This window comes from Nonomuraea sp. NPDC049158 (assembly GCF_040648335.1).
In the GTDB taxonomy this organism is placed as follows: domain Bacteria; phylum Actinomycetota; class Actinomycetes; order Streptosporangiales; family Streptosporangiaceae; genus Nonomuraea.
On sequence record NZ_JBEZDM010000027.1, the window covers coordinates 1 to 17,845 of the forward strand.

Annotated in this window: 20 protein-coding genes; 9 read left to right on the top strand and 11 right to left on the bottom strand. The window is 71.8% G+C overall.

Going from position 1 to position 17,845, the window contains the following annotated elements; translation table 11 throughout:
- Positions 1–221: 221 nt before the first annotated feature.
- Positions 222–1,136, bottom strand: a complete 915-nt coding sequence (locus tag AB0B61_RS40460; RefSeq protein ID WP_358443930.1) for a lactonase family protein — start codon at positions 1,134–1,136, stop codon at positions 222–224.
- A gap of 22 nt (positions 1,137–1,158) precedes the next feature.
- On the opposite strand from AB0B61_RS40460, the gene AB0B61_RS40465 reads away from it, so the two are divergent.
- Positions 1,159–2,070 carry a helix-turn-helix domain-containing GNAT family N-acetyltransferase gene (locus tag AB0B61_RS40465; protein ID WP_358443933.1) on the top strand — a complete coding sequence of 304 codons (912 nt, stop codon included), beginning with the start codon at positions 1,159–1,161 and terminating at the stop codon, positions 2,068–2,070.
- A gap of 21 nt (positions 2,071–2,091) precedes the next feature.
- Here AB0B61_RS40465 and AB0B61_RS40470 read toward each other — a convergent pair whose 3' ends face one another.
- Together AB0B61_RS40470 and AB0B61_RS40475 are read right to left on the bottom strand one after the other, a co-directional pair.
- Positions 2,092–3,114, bottom strand: coding sequence for an alkaline phosphatase PhoX (locus AB0B61_RS40470; protein WP_358443935.1), 1,023 nt, complete (start codon positions 3,112–3,114; stop codon positions 2,092–2,094).
- A 160-nt stretch (positions 3,115–3,274) separates the two neighbouring features.
- Complete coding sequence (locus AB0B61_RS40475) at positions 3,275–3,742, bottom strand: DNA starvation/stationary phase protection protein (protein WP_358443937.1); 468 nt, start codon at positions 3,740–3,742, stop codon at positions 3,275–3,277.
- A 107-nt stretch (positions 3,743–3,849) separates the two neighbouring features.
- Here AB0B61_RS40475 and AB0B61_RS40480 point away from each other — a divergent pair, with 107 nt between their 5' ends.
- The 5 genes from AB0B61_RS40480 to mmuM all read left to right on the top strand — a co-directional run bounded on the left by AB0B61_RS40480 (position 3,850) and on the right by mmuM (position 9,839).
- Positions 3,850–4,683: a MerR family transcriptional regulator gene (locus tag AB0B61_RS40480; protein ID WP_358443939.1), complete on the top strand. Its 834-nt coding sequence runs from the start codon at positions 3,850–3,852 to the stop codon at positions 4,681–4,683.
- Entirely contained in the window at positions 4,680–7,103 is a 2,424-nt protein-coding gene (locus tag AB0B61_RS40485; protein ID WP_358443941.1) for a VIT domain-containing protein, read from the top strand. Before AB0B61_RS40480 ends, AB0B61_RS40485 begins: the two co-directional genes overlap by 4 nt.
- 214 nt (positions 7,104–7,317) lie before the next feature.
- Positions 7,318–8,022 carry a Crp/Fnr family transcriptional regulator gene (locus tag AB0B61_RS40490; protein WP_358443943.1) on the top strand — a complete coding sequence of 235 codons (705 nt, stop codon included), beginning with the start codon at positions 7,318–7,320 and terminating at the stop codon, positions 8,020–8,022.
- Positions 8,023–8,064: 42 nt separating this feature from the next.
- Positions 8,065–8,883, top strand: coding sequence for a trehalose-phosphatase (gene otsB, locus AB0B61_RS40495; protein ID WP_358443945.1), 819 nt, complete (start codon positions 8,065–8,067; stop codon positions 8,881–8,883).
- A gap of 89 nt (positions 8,884–8,972) precedes the next feature.
- The gene (mmuM, locus tag AB0B61_RS40500; protein ID WP_358443946.1) at positions 8,973–9,839 is read left to right on the top strand and encodes a homocysteine S-methyltransferase; all 867 of its coding nucleotides are present in this window, start codon (positions 8,973–8,975) and stop codon (positions 9,837–9,839) included.
- A 12-nt stretch (positions 9,840–9,851) separates the two neighbouring features.
- Here the strand turns inward: mmuM and AB0B61_RS40505 are convergent, their stop codons facing one another.
- Positions 9,852–10,280, bottom strand: coding sequence for a DoxX family protein (locus AB0B61_RS40505; RefSeq protein ID WP_358443948.1), 429 nt, complete (start codon positions 10,278–10,280; stop codon positions 9,852–9,854).
- Between the two features lie 83 nt (positions 10,281–10,363).
- Between AB0B61_RS40505 and AB0B61_RS40510 the strand changes: the two genes are divergently transcribed.
- Positions 10,364–10,819, top strand: a complete 456-nt coding sequence (locus AB0B61_RS40510; protein WP_358443949.1) for a MarR family transcriptional regulator — start codon at positions 10,364–10,366, stop codon at positions 10,817–10,819.
- 57 nt (positions 10,820–10,876) lie between these two features.
- Here the strand turns inward: AB0B61_RS40510 and AB0B61_RS40515 are convergent, their stop codons facing one another.
- On the bottom strand, positions 10,877–11,578 hold the full coding sequence (locus tag AB0B61_RS40515) for a lysophospholipid acyltransferase family protein (RefSeq protein ID WP_225298509.1): 702 nt from the start codon (positions 11,576–11,578) through the stop codon (positions 10,877–10,879).
- Between the two features lie 147 nt (positions 11,579–11,725).
- On the opposite strand from AB0B61_RS40515, the gene AB0B61_RS40520 reads away from it, so the two are divergent.
- Both AB0B61_RS40520 and AB0B61_RS40525 read left to right on the top strand, forming a co-directional pair.
- Positions 11,726–12,484 (top strand): alpha/beta fold hydrolase, encoded by a 759-nt coding sequence (locus AB0B61_RS40520; protein ID WP_357639918.1) that lies wholly within the window; start codon positions 11,726–11,728, stop codon positions 12,482–12,484.
- A gap of 46 nt (positions 12,485–12,530) precedes the next feature.
- Positions 12,531–12,989, top strand: a complete 459-nt coding sequence (locus AB0B61_RS40525) for a hypothetical protein (RefSeq protein ID WP_358443951.1) — start codon at positions 12,531–12,533, stop codon at positions 12,987–12,989.
- Between the two features lie 28 nt (positions 12,990–13,017).
- Here the strand turns inward: AB0B61_RS40525 and AB0B61_RS40530 are convergent, their stop codons facing one another.
- Genes AB0B61_RS40530 through AB0B61_RS40555 form a run of 6 tightly spaced genes read right to left on the bottom strand, consistent with a single transcriptional unit; the run spans position 13,018 to position 17,830 of the window.
- Entirely contained in the window at positions 13,018–14,130 is a 1,113-nt protein-coding gene (locus AB0B61_RS40530) for a hypothetical protein (RefSeq protein WP_358443954.1), read from the bottom strand.
- Positions 14,131–14,167: 37 nt separating this feature from the next.
- Positions 14,168–14,860 carry an endonuclease/exonuclease/phosphatase family protein gene (locus AB0B61_RS40535; protein ID WP_358443957.1) on the bottom strand — a complete coding sequence of 231 codons (693 nt, stop codon included), beginning with the start codon at positions 14,858–14,860 and terminating at the stop codon, positions 14,168–14,170.
- Positions 14,861–14,875: 15 nt separating this feature from the next.
- On the bottom strand, positions 14,876–15,808 hold the full coding sequence (locus AB0B61_RS40540) for an ROK family glucokinase (RefSeq protein ID WP_358443960.1): 933 nt from the start codon (positions 15,806–15,808) through the stop codon (positions 14,876–14,878).
- Between the two features lie 31 nt (positions 15,809–15,839).
- The gene (locus AB0B61_RS40545) at positions 15,840–16,241 is read right to left on the bottom strand and encodes a hypothetical protein (protein WP_358443963.1); all 402 of its coding nucleotides are present in this window, start codon (positions 16,239–16,241) and stop codon (positions 15,840–15,842) included.
- Positions 16,234–17,391, bottom strand: coding sequence for an ArsA family ATPase (locus tag AB0B61_RS40550; RefSeq protein WP_358443966.1), 1,158 nt, complete (start codon positions 17,389–17,391; stop codon positions 16,234–16,236). Before AB0B61_RS40550 ends, AB0B61_RS40545 begins: the two co-directional genes overlap by 8 nt.
- Position 17,392: 1 nt before the next feature.
- On the bottom strand, positions 17,393–17,830 hold the full coding sequence (locus AB0B61_RS40555) for an SRPBCC family protein (RefSeq protein WP_358443969.1): 438 nt from the start codon (positions 17,828–17,830) through the stop codon (positions 17,393–17,395).
- Between the last annotated feature and the right edge of the window lie 15 nt (positions 17,831–17,845).

Here is a 17,845-nt window from a genome sequence, read left to right on the forward strand (position 1 = left end):
GGGGGGGCGGGGGGGGGGGGGGGGGGCGGGGGGCGGGGGGGGGGGGGCGGGCCCCGGGGCGGCGGGGGTGGTGGTGCCGCACGCGGACAGCAGCAGGATCACGACGATCAAGGACTTGCGCACAGCGCACCATGGTCACGACCCCCCGCCCACCGGACCGGCGACTTGGGGAAGTCCTTACGCCCGCGGCACGCAAGAAGGCCCCGGACGCGTAAGGGCCTTTACGCCGGCAGGACGCAAGAGGGGCTGTCGACCTCCAGCACCTCACCCGTCGGCTCGGGTACGCCGTCCTTCAGCGCGAACTCGGTGACCACCCCTGAGTGCTGGTTGGCCACGTACAGGCGGTCGCCGTCGATGGCGAAGTGCCGGGGCCATTCGCCGCCCGACGGCACCTCGGCCACCGTCGTCAGGTCCTCGGCCCGCAGCACGGTGATCGTGTTGGGGCCGCGGTTGGCCACGTACAGGAAGTCCCCGTCCAGGTCGAGGTGGGAGGGCTGGTTGACGCCCTCGGCGCGCGAGGCGAGGGTGCCCGCCGTCTTCTCGCCGTCGATGAGGGTGACGATGCCGTCGAGCTCGCCCACGACGTACAGGCGCGAGCCGGAGAAGACCATGTGGCGCGGCCCGGTGCCCGGGGTCAGGCGCAGCGGCTCCAGCACCTCGCCCTCGGGGGTGTAGCGGCGGATCTGGTCGGTGCCCAGGTCGGAGACGTACAGCAGGCCGTCGTGGAAGACCGTCTGGTGGGCGTGCGGGCCCTGCTGGCGCTCGGGGTGCGGCCCGGAGCCCTCGTGGCGCAGCACGATCGGGCGTCCCTCGAACGCGCCGCGGGAGTCGAGGTGATGCAGGCTGACCGTGCCGTCGCCGTAGTTGGCGACGGCGAGCAGCGCGCCCTCCGGATCGACCGCCACGTGGCAGGGGCTGTCACCCATGCTGGGCCGCTCGTCCAGCGGGGCGAGCGCGGCCGCCTCCGTGCTGAACGCGCTCAGCCAGCCCTGGGCCAGCTCACCCACCGCGTACAGCACGGGCAGCGTCGGGTGCGCGGCCAGGAACGAGGATGAGGTGAGCCGGGTCAGCTCTCCGCCGGGGGTGACGATGCCGGGCCCATATCCGCCTATATACAGGTGCTTCACAGGAGGCATCTTCTCATGCTTGACTGAGGCAATGAATTCGTTGACGAAGGCAAGGGTCTCCGAAATCAGGGCCTTCAACCGGTTCTATACGAAGGTCATCGGCGTCCTCCAGGCCGGCATGCTCGACTCCCCCTATTCGCTGGCCGAGTGCAGGGTGCTGTTCGAGCTCGGGCACGCGGGCAAACTGGAGACGGGCGAGCTGCGCGCCCTCATCGGTCTCGACGCGGGCTACCTGAGCAGGATCCTGACCCGCCTCGAGGGCGACGGGCTGATCTCGAAGGAGCGCGCGGCCACCGACGCCCGCAAGCAGGTCGTCCGGCTCACCGCGGCGGGCACCGAGTCGTTCGGGTTGCTGGACACGCGGTCGGACGCGGAGGCCGAGCGGTTGCTGGCCACACTGCCCGAGCCGGGACAGGAACGCCTGGTCACGAGCATGGCCACGATCAGGACGCTGCTGGAGGGCGCCGGCGAGCGCGAGCCGTACGTGATCCGGCCCCTGCGCACGGGCGACCTGAGCTGGGTGGTCTACCGGCACGGCGTCCTTTACAGCCGGGAGTACGGCTGGGGCATGGACTTCGAGCGGCTGGTCGCCAGGATCATCGGCGCATACGACCCGTCGCGCGACATGGGGTGGATCGCCGAGGTCGGCGGAGAGCCCGCCGGGTGCGTGTTCTGCGTACGGGAGGACGACACCACCGCGCGGCTGCGGCTCCTGCTGGTCGAGCCGTCCGCCCGCGGGCTGGGCCTGGGCGGACGGCTCGTCGCCGAGTGCCTGCGCCACGCCAAGGCCGAGGGCCACAAACGGATCACGCTGATGACCCGCGACTGCCTGGACAGCGCGCGGCGCATCTACCAGGCGGCCGGGTTCGCGCTGGAGTCGGAGCACAAGGAGACGGAGAACGGGATCGAGGTCACCGAGCAGGAGTGGAGCCGCGACCTCTGAGCCACCGGCCGAGGAGGGCCCTCAGGCGCGGAAGGGCCCGGCCACCTCGAAAGTGCGGCCGTCGTCGCGGCCCCGTCTGGCCGAGAAGTAGAGCCGGCCGCCGTCGGGCGCGAACGCCAGCCCCGTGAGCTCGGCCCCGTCGAGGCCACCGAGCTTGAGGAACGGCGTGACCGCCCGATCGGGGGTGATGACGTCGATCTCCGTCGACCGCCTGGCGACGTAGAGGTCGCCGGAGGGGGCGGCGGTGATGGCGCGTACGTCGTCGCAGATCCGGTCGAGCGTGGAGGTCTCGGCGTCGTACGCCCACAGGCCGCTGTCGCCCTCGGTGGTGAAGTAGCAGACGCCGCCCGCGTAGTGGCAGCCCTCCCCGCCGTCGAAGTGGCGGGCGTCGTCTATCTGGTGGCGCGTGGCCTTGAGCAGGGCGGCGGGCGACGGCACCGGCTTCCAGTCACCGGCGACGCAGAGCACCTCCAGGGTGCCCTCGGTGAGATCGCCCCAGTCGCCGGGCCTGAACCGGTAGAAGCACCCGTCGGGCTCCCCCTCCGTCAGGTAGACGACCTCACGGTCGGGGTCGCAGGCGGCGGCCTCGTGCTTGAACCGGCCCATGGCCAGGCGGGGGCGCCCGGCTCGCATGCCGTACGGATCGCACTCGAACACCCGGCCGCGATGACCGAACTCGCAGGAGAGCCAGCTGTGCCACGGTGTCGCGCCGCCCGCGCGGTTGAGGTCGGTGCCGGACAGGATGCGGTAGGCGTCGGCGATCGAGGCGTCGGCGCGGAACCGGAGCGCGGACGCGCCGCCGAGCAGCGGCAGCTCGGAGTTGGACACGTAGATCCAGCCGGTGCCGTCAGGGAAGCAGGCCCCGCCGTCGGGCGCCGCGTGCCACGTCAGCCCGGCCACCTTCTGGCCCGAGCGGGCCACGATCCGGCCGCTGAACCCTCCGGGCAGAGCCAGATCGTCGCCGCCTGGCGGCTCCAGCGGGCCGTAGGGGCTCATCCCGCCCTGCCAGAGCGGGCCCGTGCGGAGGAGAGTCTTGCTGGACATCGTGCGGCCTCCCTCTAGGTGCCACGCCAGTCGACCCCGCCGACATGAATGACAGGGAGGCGCGAGATCAAACTCTGCGCGAAATCTCTGGCCGTCGGGTGGATCGCGACGGCGGACCGGCCGCCCGGGACCGCGAGCGCCGGCCCCGGGCGGTGCGGTGTCAGCGCTGGGCCTGGAACATCCAGTGCTGCTTGTCGATGTCCTGAGCCACCGCGATGAGCAGGTCCTGGCTGACCGGGTCGGGCTCGTCGGTGGCGGTGACGCGCTCGCGCATCCGCTTGCCGACGGCCTCCAGGATGTCGGTCATCGTCGCCACGACCTTGCCGTCCTCGATCCAGCCGTTCTCCGGCTGGGAGAGCTTGGTGGACTTGGCGATGGTGGCCGCCCGGCCGTCCGGGTTGATGCTCAGGGCGACGGCGCGTTCGGCGATGGTGTCCGCGTGCTCACGGGCCAGGGCGGTGACCTCGTCGAGCTGGAGATGGATCTGCCGGAAGTGCGGGCCGGTCAGGTTCCAGTGCATCTGCTTGGCGAGCAGCGAGAGATCGAGGAGATCGACCAGGGCTCCCTGAAGGGCCGTCGCGACCGTCTTCTTCGCGTCGCCCGAGAGCGGACCGGTGATCGTAGCCATGATGTGTTCCTCCCCGTGGTTCGACATCAGGGTCTCTATGCGACGCACCCTCCTTGCCCGCTTTCTCTTGGTTGACACTGCAATAGTGACAGTGTAATTGTGAAGGTATGAGCGAGACCTGGACCATCCGTGAGCTGGCGGAGCGCGCCGCCGACGCGTTGCGCGCGCACGCCCGGCCAGACGCCCAGCCGCTCAACGGCCGGGTCCGCGACGTGCCCGGCGAGCGGCTGATCAGGTGGTACACCACGATCGGCCTCGTCGACCCGCCACTGACCAGGCGCGGCCGGATCGCCCAGTACGGCAGGCGGCATCTGCTGCAGCTCGTGGCCATCAAGCGGCTGCAGGCGGCCGGGCGGTCGATCGCGGAGATCCAGACCGCCCTGACCGGCGCCACGGACACGACCTTGGAGCGGACCGCCCACCCCGACTGGTCGCCCCTGGACGAGGACGTCGCGGCGACGGCGGCCGTTCTGGACACTACGACGGCACCCCAGGGCGAGGTGGCTCGCGATGCGGCGGACCTTCCGGAGGGCGAGACGCCTGAGGCGGCGGACCTTCCGGAGGGCGAGACGCCTGAGGCGGCGGCCCTCCCCGACGGCTCGGCGGCTCGGTCCGGGAACCCGCGCGGACGGTTCTGGGCCGCGCACCCCGCCGACGCGACCGGCCCCGCCCTTCCGTATCCCCCGCCCACCGACGCTCCCCTGCCCGCCGGCGTTCTCCGACCGGCCGGCACTCCTCCGCCAGAGGGTGCGGGCCGCCGCTCCGCACCCCTCCCCCGGCCCACGGGGCACGGGGCGCTGGTGCGCGGAGTCAGGCTGGCCGACGGAGTGACGCTCGTGCTCGACGGCGCCGGCCGTACCCCGGCTGAAGACGACATCCAGGCGGTACTCACCGCGGCGGCACCGCTGCTGGCGCTGCTCGACGAGAGGAAGCTAGCATGAAGATCACTTCGCTCGAGCCCACCCGGTGCCTGCCGGTGCCGGACTCCGGGTTCGGCGCGCTGCGGACCGCGCGCGGGAACCTGCCCCTGCAGAGCGTCGACGTGTCCGCCGACATCTCCGGCCTCATGGCCGAGGTCGAGGTGACGCAGGGCTTCCGCAACCCGTACGACGTCACGCTGGAGGCCACCTACGTTTTCCCGCTGCCCGACAGGGCGGCGGTGACGGGGTTCAGGATGGAGGCCGACGACCGGGTGATCGACGGCGTGCTCAAGGAGCGCGGCCAGGCCAGGGCCGACTACGACCGGGCGCTGCGCGAGGGGAAGCGGGCCGCGATCGCCGAGGAGGACCGGCCCGACGTGTTCACGATCACGGTGGGCAACCTGCTGCCGGGCGAGCGGGTGACGGTCCGGCTCACGCTGAGCCAGCCGCTGCCGTACGAGGACGGCGCGGCCACGTTCCGCTTCCCGCTGGTCGTCGCCCCCCGCTACATTCCGGGCACGCCGCTCGACGGCCCCGGCGCCGGCGACGGCACCGCACCCGACACCGACGCCGTGCCCGACGCCTCGCGCATCACGCCGCCGGTGCTCCTGCCCGGCTTCCCCGACCCGGTACGCCTGTCGCTGACGGCGACGATCGACCCCGCCGGGCTGGACCTGCGGGAGCTGGCCTCCAGCCTGCACGTGGTCGAGGAGGAGGGTCATACGGTACGGCTGCGGCCGGGCGAGCGGCTGGACCGCGACTTCATCCTGCGGCTGTCGTTCGAGACCTCGACCGCGCTGCAACTCGACGGCCGGGGCGCGTTCTCGCTGACCGTGCTGCCCCCGGCGCTGGAGTCGCCGCGCACGCCGCGTGACCTCGTCCTGCTGCTGGACAGGTCGGGCAGCATGGGCGGCTGGAAGATGGTCGCCGCGCGCCGGGCCGCGGCGCGGATCGTCGACACGCTGACGGAGCAGGACCGCTTCGCGGTGCTGACCTTCGACTCGGTGGTGGAGCAGGCGTTCGAGGGGCTCGTGACGGCCTCGGACCGCAACCGCTACCGCGCGGTCGAGCATCTCGCGCGCGTGGACGCCCGCGGCGGCACCGAGCTGCTGGAGCCGCTGCGCCAGGCGATCTCTCTCCTCCACGACCAGGACGGGCGCGAACGCGTCCTGGTCCTCGTCACCGACGGGCAGGTGGGCCACGAGGACCAGATCCTGGAGCAGACCGGCGGCGCGCTGTCGGCCATGCGGGTGCACACCGTCGGCATCGACCGGGCGGTGAACGCCGGGTTCCTGGGCCGGCTGGCCGGTCTGGGCGCGGGCCGCTGCGAGCTGGTCGAGTCGGAGGACCGCCTGGACGCCGCCATGGAGCAGATCCACCGCCGCATCGGCGCACCCCTCGTGACCGACCTGTCCCTCAAAGGCCTCGACCTGGAGCCCGGCACAGTCACCCACCTGGGCTCCCTCTTCCCCGGCGTCCCGCTGCGCGTGCACGGCCGCTACCGGGACGGCTCGTCGGTGACCGTACGCGGGCTGGCGGCGGGCGCCCCGTGGGAGCAGCAGGTGACGGGCACCGTGGTGGACAACCCGGCGATCCGCGCCGTCTGGGCCCGCGCGCACCTGCGCGAGCTGGAGGACCGGTACGCCATGGGCGAGCACGAGCTGGAGGCGGAGATCGTCCGGGTCTCGCTGGACAACGGCGTCCTGTGCCGCTTCACCGCCTACGTGGCGATCGACACCAGAAAGGTGGCGGAAGGCGAGCCGGAGCACCGCGTCATCCAGCCCGTGGAGCCGCCGAGCGGCTGGGAGATGCCGCAGAACCCGCCGATGATGCCCTTCATGGCCCAGGCCGCGGTGATGGCCGCGCCGTCCCGCCCCATGTCGATCCCCGACCCGGGCTTCGCCCCCGGCCAGAGTCACGGCCTCATGGGCACCCAGGAGACCGGCGCCCCAGACGCGGCCCGCCGCACCAGAGGGGTCGACTGGGAGGCGGAAGCGGGTCCCGGCGGCGCGCCCCGCAGCCCCGGCGGAGGCTCAGCCGGTGGTTTCGGCGGTAGCTCGGCCGGTGGGCGGATGAGCCCGTCGCCGCGGTTCGCGCCGCCCGCCGCCCCCCGTCCGGCCGGGCCCGGCCTGGAGTCCGTCAGGACGCAGCTGGTCGTCGAGCTCGACCGGCTCCGGGCGCTGCTCGGCGCTCCCGACCCGCTCTACCTGGCGGATCTGGGCTCCCGGCTCGCGGCGCTGGCCGCCTACCTGGGCGGGCATCCGGAGCTGGCCGAACTGGGCCGCGAGCTGCAGACGGCGGAGCAACCGGGCATCGACGCCGAAGCGCTGCGGGCGCACGCCATCGAGGTGCTCACCGCACTCACGAGCGGATCACCCTCGGCCCCGACCGGATCGCCCGTGCCGGGTACGCCCCGCCGCCCGTTCTGGAAGCGCACCTGACGGCACCGCCGGTGTGACCTGTGGGTGTGGGGTGTGTCCGGACACCCCACACTCCATAGACCGGTGAGCCGGGGCCGGGCGACCAGATCCGCAGCCGCCGGGGATCGTCGTCGAACGCCGGCTGCACCACAAATCTCGCCATACCCGCACGCTAGGCCCGCGAGCTGGACGGTCGCCGCATCACCGGGCACGGCCGTGGTGTATCACCTGATACATGACGCACACGCTGGCCGCCCTCCCGATGTTCCGTGAGCTGGGCGAAGAGGGGCTGCGCAGGCTGGAGTCCGTCGCGCGGCAGCGGCGCTACCCGGCGGGGCAGGTGCTCTGCACCGAGGGCGACCCGGCCGACCAGCTGATCGTGCTGCTCGGCGGCCGGGTCAAGGCCGGGCGGGTGAGCGTGGACGGCCGCGAGGTGGTGCTGTCGGTGGACGCCGCTCCCGTGGCGTTCGACAAGACGACGCTCCTGGTGGAGGGCACCCACCGCGCCACGCTGACGGCCCTCACCCCGGTGGAGGTGGCCTACCTGCCGCGCGTGGCCGTGCTCGAGGTGATCGCCACCGAGCCGTCGGTGGCGGCCCGGCTCATGCGTACGCTCGCCCGGACCGTGCGCGACCTCGACGAGCGGCTCACGGACGCGGTCGTGCTCGACGTCTCCGCGCGGGTGGCCAAGTGGCTGGTACGACGGAGCGAGGGCGGCCGGGTCCTGCTGCACGCCGGGCAGGCGGGCCTGGGGGCCGAGATCGGCGCGACCAGGGTGAGCGTCAACCGGGCCCTGCGCTCCTTCGAGCGTCGCGAGCTCGTCGAGATCGGCGACGGCGAGGTGACGGTGAAGGACGCCGAAGCGCTCGCCCGCATCGCGAAGACCACTCCGGCCGGCTCGGCGGCGAACTCCGGCAAGGTTCATCCGAAATACGAATAGCCGTCTATCGGAGTCCGGCGGGCTGTTCTATCGTCACCGTACATGGCGACCTCTCGCGCACCGTTGCGCTTCGCCGAGGCGATCTCCGCCACCGTTTCCGCGGCCCGGGAATCGGGTTTCTTCTTCGATTTCGACGGCACCGTCGCGCCCATCATGAACGATCCGGACGCGGTGCTCCCCGTCCCCGGGGCGGTGGAGCGGCTGAGCGCGTTGGCGGAGCTGTTCGCCCGCGTCGCCGTCGTCTCCGCGCGCCCCGCCGCGTTCCTGCGCGACCGCCTCTCCTGCGCCCCCGGCGTGCGGCTCTTCGGCCTGTACGGCCTGCAGACGGTGGTCGACGGCGAGATCAGGAACGCCGGTGAGGCGGAGCCATGGGCGCCGGTCATCCGCCGCCTGGTCGCCGACGCCGCCCGCGACCTGCCGGGCAAGGTGCTGGTGGAGGACAAGGCGCTGATGGTGGCGCTGCACTACAGAGCCGATCCGGCGCTGCGTGGCGCGGTGGAGAGATGGTCGTCGGCGAAGGCCGCCGAGCTGGGCCTGGCCGAGCAGCTGGGCCGCATGGTGGTCGAGCTGAAGCCGCCGGTGCACGGCGACAAGGGCACCGTCGTCGAAGCGGAGAGCGCCGCCCTGACCAGGGCCTGGTACTTCGGCGACGACCTGTCCGACGCCCGCGCCTTCGAGGCCCTGCGGACGCGCGAGGAAGTGGACCCGGAGTTCCTCGGGGTCAGAGTCGCGGTGGCGAACGGCGAAACAGGCGACGAACTGGCCCGGCAGGCGGATTTCACCGTGGCCGGCCCGGCCGACGTCCCGGCCATGCTGGACGAGATAATCCGCGCTTTCCATGACAACCGGCAAACGCAATAGCCCCGGCCGGCAATTCACCCGCCTTATTCGACCGGTTCACCCGGGCCGGAAAGTCCTGTCGAGTACGCGCGGCACCATACTCTGGACGGGTGAGCACCCTTGTCCTGGACGGCGGCCTGGCCACCCGCCTGGAAATGCTCGGCGCCGACCTGAGCGACGAGCTGTGGTCGGCGCGGCTGCTGGTGGAGGATCCGGCGCTGATCCGGCGCGTGCACGCCGACTACTTCGCCGCCGGCGCCGACGTGGCCACGACCGCGAGCTACCAGGCGTCGATCCCGGGGTTCGTCCGGCGCGGGCTCGACGAGGCGCAGGCCGAGCGGCTGATCAGGCTCTCGGTCGAGCTGGCCGCCCAGGCCCGTGACGAGGCCGGGGGCGGTCTGGTGGCCGCCTCGATCGGCCCTTACGGCGCCTACCTGGCCAACGGCGCCGAATACACCGGCGACTACGATCTCGACGAGCTGGGCCTGCTCTCGTGGCACCGGCCACGCTGGGAGATCCTCGCCTCGAGCGGGCCCGACCTGCTCGCCTGCGAGACCATCCCGTCCTACCCGGAGGCGCGGGCGCTGGCCCGGCTGCTCGCCGAGACGCCGTCGGTCAAGGCGTGGGTGAGCTTCTCCTGCCGCGACGCCGCGCACCTCAACGACGGCACCCCGATCGCCGAGGCCGCCGCGTTGTTCGCCGGCAGCTCGCAGGTGGTGGCCGTCGGCGTCAACTGCACCGCGCCGCGGCACATCCCCGGCCTCATCGCCTCGCTGGCCGGCGGCCTGCCGGTGATCGTCTATCCGAACTCCGGCGAATACTGGGACTCCGAGCAGGGCCGGTGGCGCGGCACCGCCGAGCCCGTGGAGTACGGCCAGGCGGCCGAGGAGTGGCAACGGGCCGGCGCCTCGCTCATCGGCGGCTGCTGCCGCACCACTCCCGAGCACATCAAGCAGATCCGCGCCCACCTGTCCTGAGCCACGTCAAGCTCAGGCCGCGACGTTCTCAGGGGTGCGGCGGCTGGACAGCACGCGGTCGAGGGCGAGCGCGCCGCCTCCGCTGAAGCCGACGGCCAGCGCGCCCGCCGCCAGCGACAGGACGAACTCGAAGCCGCCCTTGTCCACCGCGAACCCGTTGGCCCCGTGGACGAACAGGATCGCACCCGCCATGTCGAGCGCCAGCAGCGTCCCCACGACGGGCAGCGCCACACCGAGGATCAGCGCCAGGCCGCCCGCGACCTCCAGCACCGCCACCGCCGGAGCGGCGGCCCCGGCCAGCGGAATCCCGGCCGACTCGAAGAACTTGGTGGTCCCGGCGATCCCCATCGTGGCGAACTTCTGGTAGCCGTGCACCAGGAAGATCACACCGACGGCCACTCGGGCGACCAGGATGGCTACGGAACGTGACTGGTCAAGCATGCGCTCTCCAAAGGCAGTAGTTCAGATTTGAACCAGCACTCTACCCGGAAGTTCAAATCTGAACAACAAGTACACTGGACGCCGTGACGGACACCGCGTGGCTCGACGAGACGGAGATGGCGGCTTGGCGCGCCTTCCTGTCCACCTCCCACCTGCTGGAGCGGCGCATCGAAGAGCAGCTCAAGGCCGCGGCCGGGCTGACCCACCCGCAGTACGAGGTGCTGGCCCGCCTGGCCGACGCCCCAGACCGCCAGATGCGCATGACGGAGCTGGCCAAGGGCGTCGTGGTGTCGAAGTCCGCGCTGACCTACCAGATCGGGCAGCTGGAGAAGGCGGGCCTGGTCGAGCGGACCACCTGCCCGTCCGACGAGCGGGGCGTACTGGCCGTGCTGACCGACGCGGGCGTCCGCTGCCTGGAGCGCGTCGCGCCCGGCCACGTGGAGGTCGTCCGGGCCTACCTCATCGACCGGATGACCCGCGGCGAGCTGGAGACGATGACCGCCGCCATGCGCAAGACCGAGCAGGCACTACGGCAATGACCACCGCCGGGCGCGAGACCGAGCAGGCACCAGGGCAACCCCCGCGATGAGCGGTGGTCAGCCCTTGGCGGCCCGGGCCGCGCGCTCCATCTCGACCTTGGCGCTGGCGGCGTACTTGTCGACGTACTCCTGCTCCGACAGCTCCATGAGCGCGTACATGATCTCGTCGGTGACGGCGCGCAGCACCAGCCGGTCCTCTTCCATCCCGTAATAGCGGGAGAAGTCGAGCGGCTTGCCGAACCGCACCCCGGGCCGGATGCCGAGCTTGGGCAGCGGATGGCCGGGGGGCATCATCTCGAAGGTGTGGACCATGGCCCACGGGATCACCGGCACCCGCGACATCAGGGCCAGGCGGGCGACGCCCGTCTTGCCCTTGTACAGGCGGCCGTCGGGTGAGCGGGTGCCCTCCGGGTAGATGCCCAGGACGTTGCCCTCGCGCAGCACCCGCATGCCGGTGCGCAGCGCGGCCTCGCTGGCCTTGCCGCCCGAGCGGTCGATCGGCACGGTGCCGACGCCGCTGAAGAACAGCCGGGTGAAGAAGCCCTTGACGCCGCGCCCGGTGAAGTAGTCGGACTTGCCGAGCGAAATGACCTTGCGGCGCAGATGCAGCGGCCCGAAGAAGTGGTCGGCGAACGACAGATGGTTTCCGGCCAGAATGACCGGCCCCTGCCTGGGCACGTTCTCCACACCCTCCGCCCACGGCCGGAAGACGACGCGGAGGATCGGCCCCAAGATGGCCTTGACCACCCAGTAGAACACCCGGCCACCTCTTCCCTACAGCGCGATCTGTAAGCAAAGTCATCTTCGCATCTCAGAACCGATGCTCCTACCTCACCTCTCGCACAATCCACCTCGATCGTGCGACGATCGGGCAATTCCGGGATGAAATCCCATCGAGGAGCTGTTATGCCGCTCATGCCAGGCGCGGAGCCCTATCACCACGAAGCAGGCCAGGTCGGCGTACTGCTGTGCCATGGCTTCACCGGCACCCCGCAGTCGCTACGGCCTTGGGGCGAGTATCTCGCCGGGCAGGGGGTGAGCGTCTCCCTCCCCCGCCAGCCCGGACACGGCACCACCTGGCAGGAGATGAACCGCACCCGCTGGGACGATTGGTACGCCGAGGTCGAGAAGGCGTTCGAGGACCTCCAGGGCCGCTGCGCGAACGTGTTCGTGGCGGGGCTGTCGCTGGGCGGCTGCCTGGCGCTGCGGCTGGCCGAGGTGCACGGGGACGCGATCAGCGGCGTCATCGTGGTCAACCCGTCGATCGTGCGCGACGTGCCGCTGCTGATGCTGGCCCCGGTGCTCAAATGGTTCCTGCCGTCGGTGCCGGGGGTGGCCAACGACGTCAAGAAGCCGGGCGTGACCGAGCTGGCCTACGCGCGCACGCCCGTGAAGGCGGCCGCCTCGCTGCCCGGCCTGTGGTCGCTGGTCCAGGCCGACCTGGTGAAGGTGACGCAGCCGCTGCTGGTCTTCCACAGCACCGAGGACCATGTGGTGAAACCGAGGAGCGTGGAGATCATTCGCCAGAACGTACCGCAGGCCACGATCGAGGAGCTTACCGATAGCTACCATGTTGCGACGCTGGACAACGATGCCGACAAGATCTTTGCCGGTAGCCTCGACTTCATCCGGACACATGCCTCGGTACCCTTGCAGAGGGACTGATCGCACCCAGGGGGAAGTCGCGATCGCTGCGGAGAGGCCGATCTAGGTGACGCCCCAGAGTGACGAGGACGAGGTCTGGCGCCAGATCGTCGCGTCCTTCAACGACACAGCCGAGCGCGACTCGGCCGACCAGCCATGGCCGGACAGCGAGAACGTACCGGTCGAGCCCGTCGCCCGGGTGGTCAAACCCGCGGTCGACGAGGACGCCGACGTGGAGGCGGAGCAGGGCGACGAGGATCTCGACGAGGATGAGGACGGCGAGGAGCGCTTCGTGCCGCCGCCCCCGCCGCCGCTGCCCAAGCTCGACCTGCCGACCAAGCTGGCCTGGGTGGCGCTGTTCGGCGGCCCCGCCTACCTGCTGATCGCCGCGATGGCCAACTGGCAGATGGAGGGCTGGGCGCTCTTCACCGCCGTGGCCGCGTTCATCGGCGGTTTCGTGGCGCTGGTGGTGCGGATGGGCGACGGCCCGCCCAGCGACGGCTGGGACGACGGCGCCGTGCTCTGAGATCCGGCCGGCCGAGCTCCGAGCCCGGCTAGGAGTCCTTCAGCGAAGGCACTCTGGGCCCGAACAACTCCACCACGTCCGTGTAGCGCTCGCGGGCGTCCACGGCGTGACCGACCGCCCAGACGTCGCCCTTGCCCGCGAGGTAGGTGACCGCCTGCAACCGCACGCTGTCCTTGCCCTTCGCGGCGCCGCCCCGGATGATCTCGCAGTCGCTCTTCTCGCAGCGCATCATGAACGGCTCGGCGGCTCGCGACGGGTCGAAGCCGGAGATCCAGAAGCGGCCCTTGCCGTCGCCGGTGACCCCGTAGAGACGCGACTCGGTCTCGGGCAGCCGCTCGCGCTGCCAGCGCTTGCCGTTCCACGACAGCACCAGCGGGTCGACCTGGTCGGCCCCGCGGTAGACGCCGCCCACGGCCAGCGCCCGCTTGGCGCTGTCGACCTGGATGTCGCGCAGGTAACCACCGGGGACCTCGGGCACCGGCATGGCCTTCCAGCTCTCGCCGGAGTAGTGCATGATCAGCGGCGCGCTGCCCGTGTCGCCGACGGCGAAGTTGCTGGACACCGCGTAGAGCGCGCCCTTCTCCTTGGTCTGCTGGGCGCTCCAGGCGCCGGCCTGGCCGGTGAGGATGAGCCCGTAGTCGTCGCGGCTGCCGACGGCCACCACACGCCCCGGACGGGCGTCGATGCCGCCGAGCCAGTCGCCCGCCCGCATCCCCTGCGCCCTGACCCGGTCGAAGCCGCCGGTGTCTCCGTGGGCGAGGTAGGGCAGGCCGTCGTGACCGTCGCCCACGGCCCACACGTCGGACGGCGAGGTGGCGGCCACGCCGCGCAGGTTGCCGGCCCCGGTGGCGTCGCGCAGGGTCACCTCGGACCAGCTGGAGCCGTTCCAGTGGCGGACCGTGCCACGGTTCTTCCAGACGTCCCAGATCTCCTGCTGGCCGACGGCCCAGACATCGCCTGACGAGAGCGCGGTAACGTCGGAGAGCGAGCCGTCGGCGTCCAGGCGGACGCTCGTCGACTGCTGCCACGCCTCAATGGTGGCGGGGTGGGGATCGGCATGCGCGGCGGGCGTGACCTGCGACAAGGCCACGGACGTCGCCAAGATCAGGGTGAGCGCACGCCGCTGATAGCGACGGGTCATGAGCAAATGCTACGGGTTCGCGGACCTCCCCGCCCCGTTAGGCCCCGACTAGCAGCTCGGCGAGTACCGGCAGGTGGTCGGTAGCGGCCGCCAGGTCGGCCTCGGCGGCGTCCACGCCACCGCAGGAGACGACCGTCAGCTCGCGCCCGGCGAACACCGCGTCGATGCGCTCGCGCGGCTGCCGGGCGGGGAAGGTCAGCCCCTCGCCCCGGGGCGCGGCCGGCCGGCAGTCGGTGAGCCGACCGGCCAGATACCGCCAGGTGGGCTCGGTCTCCTGCTCGTTGAGGTCGCCGCCGATCACGATGGCCGCGCCGTGCGCGGCCGCCGTACGCTCCATCAGCGTCATGGCCTCGTACGCGTGCCGCAGCCTGGCCGCCCCGTGGAGATCGAGATGGATCGAGCCGACGGCCAGCGGCGCTCCCTCGACCCGCAGGACCGCGACGGCCAGCCCGCGGATCTCCAGCCCGGCGAACACCTTCAGCCGGTGGTGCTCGGCCGCCAGCACCTCGATCCCGGGGCGGGCGAACACCGCGACGCCGCCGAGCCTGCCCCCGGCCACCACCCGCAGGCCGCACGCCTCGGCGAGCTCCCGCCGCCGGCCGCGCCAGTTGAGGAAGCGCGGGACCTCCTGGAGGCACAGGATGTCGGCCCGCATCGACTCGATCACCCGGACCAGCGCGGGCACGCTGTCACGCAGCGCCCGGACGTTGTACGTGGCCACGCGCGCCATCGCGAGGGAACCCGGTCAGCGCATCCTGGCGAGGTCGGCCGCGCCGACGACCCCGGCGGCGGCGCCCAGTTCGGCCAGCCGGATCTCGGCGAGCGGCCGGTGGCCCCTGCCGGTGAGCTGGCGGGCGAAGGTCTCGCGGGCCCGGTCGAGGAAGAAGTCGGCCGCGCGGGAGACGCCGCCGCCCACGATGAAGCAGCCCGGGTCGAGGATCGCGGCCAGGTCGGCCATGCCCTGGCCGAGCCAGTCGGCGAGGCTGGCGAAGGCGGCGAGTGAGGCCTCGTCGCCCAGCTTGGCCGCCTCGGTGACCTCCTCGCCCTCGATCTTGCCACCGGCCAGGCCGAGCAGGATCTGGGCTCGCTCCGGCTGGGCGGTGGAGATCTGCCTGGCCTCGATGACCAGGGCGTTGCCGCTGGCGTACTGCTCCCAGCAGCCGAGCTGGCCGCACCCGCACAGCCGGCCCTCGGGCACCACCTGCATGTGGCCGAGCTCGGCCCCCATGCCCCAGTGGCCCCTGAACAGCTTGCCGTCGAAGACCAGGCCGCCGCCGATGCCGGTGCCGACCGTGATGCAGACGACGTGCGACTGACCGCGCCCCGCGCCGAACTTGGTCTCGCCCCAGGCCATGGCGTTGGCGTCGTTCTCGACGACGACCGGCAGGCCGACCAGCCCGCTGATCTTCTTCTGCAGAGGCTCCTCGCGCCAGGCCAGGTTGGGCGCGAACCGGACGACCGACCGGGTCTCGTCGACGAACCCGGCCGCGCCGACGCCGACGGCCTCGATCTCCCTGCCTTGGGCGAGCTCGCGCACGACCTCGGCCACCGTCGCGGCGACCTGCTCGGGCTGGTCGGCCGGGGTGGGCTTGAGCGCGTGGGCGATGATCTCGCCGTTGTCGTTGACCACGCCCGCGGCGACCTTGGTGCCGCCGATGTCCACACCGATCGTGAGCATGCCCCTGTATCTCCTCTATCCCAAACCTGGACTAACCCAGATCAATATGTTCAACGTTGTCGCGGCCGTGCTCGCCGCTCTGATCGTCGCGTGGCCTGCGAGGGGCCGGCCTGCTCAGCGCGTCGATCGTCTGGCGGAAGGCGGCGAACAGCTCGCCGCCGGCCGCCACCAGGTGCCCGGCCACGTCGTTGCCGGACTCCCGCTGTGCCGCGATGGCCCGGCAGAGCGGGCAGGCGCGGCAGATGTACTCGTCGTGGGGCTCGGACACCGCCTCGCTCCACACGTCCCTGTCCCTCTGCCCGCCGCCGCCCCCGGTGAACGAGTTGAGCACGGTCCTGCCGACCTGACGGGTGGCCCGCCCCTGGATGCTGTCGAAGAGCTTGCGCGCCTCGTCCGTGACGGTGCCTATCGGGTCTCTGTTGCTCTCAGTCATCTGGCCCTCCTGCTGTGAACCGTACCCGGAGCAGGCCGTCGCGGAGCGCCGCGCCGCTGATCCGTCTGCGGGCCAGCGCCGCCGGCAGTGCCAGGATCCTCCGGTAGGGGCCGGCGGTGATGATCAGTTCGTCGCCCTTGCGGGCCAGGTCCACCTCGGCCCGGTCGGCGCCCGGCAGGGCCAGGGTCAGCTCGTCGGCGGACAGCCGCAGCGGCGGCTCCACGTCCGGGGCGGCGAACGGGTCCACCTCGCCGTAGATCGCCCCGCCCACCTGGGCCAGCGCGTCCTTGCCGACCGGCTCGGCCGGGAGGTAGGGCACGACGTGGATGGGCAGCGGCGTGAACGACTCCTCGGCCTCGGCCAGGAGCCTGGACTGGGCCGCCACCCACTGGGCGCGCCACTCGTCGGCGCCCTCGGCGGGGAAGACCCGGTTGGCGATCACCGCGTCGACGCGGTAGCCGTACAGGTTGAGCGAGGTGAGGGTGCGCCTGGCCTCGGCGAGCACCACGGCCTCCGGCGTGAACACCAGGCGCACCGAGGCGTTGTCGCCGGTGAGCAGCTCGCGCACCTCCAGCAGGCCCCGGTGGAAGCGCTCCCCCGCGCTCATGACCTCCTCGCCGGGCGCGCTGACGCGGGCGACGCTGCGCACGAACGGCGAGACGATCTTCATGATCTTGCGGCCGACCGGCATCAGCCTGGTCATGTGCCAGTCGAGCGCCTCGGGCAGGGCCAGCAGGCGCAGGGTCTCGGCGGTGGGGGCGCAGTCGACGACGATGACGTCCCAGCGTCCTTCGCGGGCGTGCTCGCGCAGCTCCAGGAGGGCGATGATCTCCTCGGCGCCGGGCAGGATGGTGATCTCCTCGGAGGTGATCTCGTCCAGGCCCAGCTCGGCGAGCAGCCCTCTGGCGTAGTCCTGCAGCTCGCCCCAGTGGCGCTCCAGCGTCTTCTGGGTGTCGACCTGGTGCAGGTGCAGCCCCGGCGCGACCTCGCCAGGCTCGACGCCGAGCGCGTCGGCCAGCGAGTGGGCGGTGTCGGCGGAGACGATCAGCGTCTTCAGGCCGCGCTTGGCGGCGAGCGTGGCGGTCGCCGCGGCGGCGGTGGTCTTGCCCACACCGCCCTTGCCGGTGAAGAGCAGAACTCGTGGGCTCACCTCAGTGCCCTTCGACGCGCTTCTTGAGGCCCTTGAGCGCGGTGTCCACGATGACCTTCTCCGCCTTGCGCTTGATCATGCCGATCATGGGGACCTTGAGGTCGGCCGAGAGCTCGTACGTCACCTCGGTGCCCGTGCCCGTCTCGGCCAGCTGATAACTCCCCGCGAGCTCGGCGAGCATCTTGCCCGGCTCGACGACCTGCCAGCGGACGCTCTCGTCGTCCTGCCAGGTGTAGCCGAGGGTGTAGGCGTCGCTGATCACGCCGGCGTCCAGGACGAACCGCACCGTCTCCGGCCTGCCGTCGGCCCCGGTGCTGAGGACCTCCGCCTCCTTCACCTGACCCGCCCATTCGGGGTAGGTGGCGAAGTCGGCGATGACGGCCATCACGGCGGCCCGGTCGGCGCCGACGGTGATGCTCGAAGTGGTGCGATCAGCCATGCGACCACCGTACCG